2 protein-coding genes are annotated in these 1,822 nt (G+C 70.8%); both read left to right on the plus strand.

Annotation, left to right across the window (positions count from 1 at the left end):
- The first annotated feature begins 215 nt into the window (after window positions 1-215).
- A complete protein-coding gene (locus tag Q0066_RS07820) occupies window positions 216-1,031 on the plus strand; it encodes a hypothetical protein (RefSeq protein ID WP_298131749.1) in 816 nt (271 codons plus the stop codon).
- The gene (locus Q0066_RS07825; RefSeq protein ID WP_298131751.1) at window positions 1,028-1,786 is read left to right on the plus strand and encodes an SDR family NAD(P)-dependent oxidoreductase; all 759 of its coding nucleotides are present in this window, start codon (window positions 1,028-1,030) and stop codon (window positions 1,784-1,786) included. The genes Q0066_RS07820 and Q0066_RS07825 overlap by 4 nt, the downstream gene beginning before the upstream one ends.
- Window positions 1,787-1,822 lie beyond the last annotated feature (36 nt).

Genomic DNA, 1,822 nt, shown 5'->3' on the forward strand with positions numbered 1-1,822 from the left:
TCGAGGCGCTGGTACGGCAGGGGGTTCGGCTGATCCTGTTCGCCGGCGGCGACGGAACCGCACGTGACGTTCTCCGCGGACTGGCTTCGTCACCCCCGCCGGTTGAGCTTGTCGAAACCCCACCCCCGCCGGTTGAGCCTGTCGAAACCCCACCACCGCCGGTTGAGCCTGTCGAAACCACTACCACCAGGGGTCTCGACGAGCTCGACCAACGGATGGCTGAGCCCAGCGAGACCAAGCCGACCGGCACCCCGATCCTCGGCATCCCCTGCGGCGTCAAGATGTACTCCGGCGTCTTCGCGGTCAGCCCTGCGGCGGCCGGCAGCATTGCCGCGGCCATCGTCCAGGGCGGCGATGTCAGCATCGAGCAACGCGATGTCGTCGACATCAGCGAGGAGCAGATCCGCGCCGGCATCGTCGAGGCGACGCTGTTCGGCACCGCACCCACCCCGGCGGTCCGAGGGCGCACCCAGGCCCGCAAGTCGGCCACCGCCGCCTCCGAAGCGGACGCCGTCCGCGGCGTCGCCGCCGGCCTGGCCGCCAAACTGCAGCCGGGCCACACCTACTTCCTCGGCCCGGGCAGCACGATGGCCGCGCTGGCGTCCGAACTGGGGGTGGCCAAGACGCCGCTCGGAGTGGACGTCGTCCGCGACGGACAGCTGCTGCTGGCCGATGCCAGCGCCCACGACCTGCTCGGCTTCACCGCCGAGTCTCCTTGTCACGCAGTGATCACCAGCATCGGCGGACAGGGCTTCCTGCTCGGCCGCGGCAACCAGCAGTTCTCTGCCGCGGTGCTCCGCCGGCTCGCCGAACCGAGGTTGCTGATCGGTGCCACCACGACGAAGCTGCTCGGCATCGGCGGCCCACTGCTGATCGACACCGGCGACGCCGAGCTGGACGCCGAACTCGCCGGGCATCAGCGGATCTCCACCGGCGCCCAGGACATCGCACTCGTCCGGGCCGACGCGGCCTCGGCCGACCACAGCTCGCACACCACCAAGCAACCGACCAATCAAAGGGGCAGATCATGAGACTGGCAGGCAAGCGCGCCATCGTCACCGGCGGAGCCGGCGGCATCGGACGAGCCACCGCGGCCGCCTTCGCCGCCGAAGGCGCTTCCGTCGCGGTGCTGGACCTCGACGAGGCCGGCGCCCAGGCGGTCGCCGAGTCGATCATCGCCTCCGGCGGCACCGCGATCGCGTTGAGCGTGGACGTCTCCGACGAGGCCGCGGTGGCATCTGCCGTCGCAGCCGTGGTCGCCCAGTTCGGCGGACTGGACGTGGTGTTCAACAACGCCGGCATCGCCCGCCGGACCACCGCCGTAGAAACCGCGCTGGCCGACTGGGAGCTGTCCTTCGCGGTGAACGTCCGCTCGATCTTCCTGATGTGCAAGTACGCGATCCCGCACCTGGAGGCCGCCGGCGGCGGTTCGATCGTCAACACCGGCTCCGGCTGGGGTCTCAAGGGCGGCGCCCGGGCACTGCCCTACTGCGCCTCGAAGGGTGCCGTGGTCAACATGACCCGCGCGCTGGCGATCGACCACGGTCCGGCCAACATCCGGGTGAACTCGATCAACCCGGGCGACACCGACACCGGCATGCTGCGCTCCGAAGCCGCCCAGATCGGCTGGACCGAGGACGCCTTCCTCGCCGACGCCGCCGACCGCCCGCTGCGCCGGATGGCCCGTCCCGAGGAGATCGCAGCCGCGGTGGTCTTCCTGGCCAGCGACGAGGCCTCCTTCGTCACCGGCTCAGCCCTCGTCGTGGACGGCGGCGGCATCGCCTGACCGGTACGCGGGGACGGTTCTTTTCGTTCCACCGCC

Origin of the sequence: Micropruina sp. (assembly GCF_027492755.1) — a bacterium.
Taxonomy (GTDB): Bacteria; Actinomycetota; Actinomycetes; order Propionibacteriales; family Propionibacteriaceae; genus Micropruina.

Excerpts from the sequence above, each read along its gene's own strand:
- Q0066_RS07820 (WP_298131749.1), top strand. The coding sequence starts at position 216 with ATGGCTGAGCCCAGCGAGACCAAGCCGACCGGCACCCCGATCCTCGGC.
- Q0066_RS07825 (WP_298131751.1), top strand. The coding sequence starts at position 1,028 with ATGAGACTGGCAGGCAAGCGCGCCATCGTCACCGGCGGAGCCGGCGGC.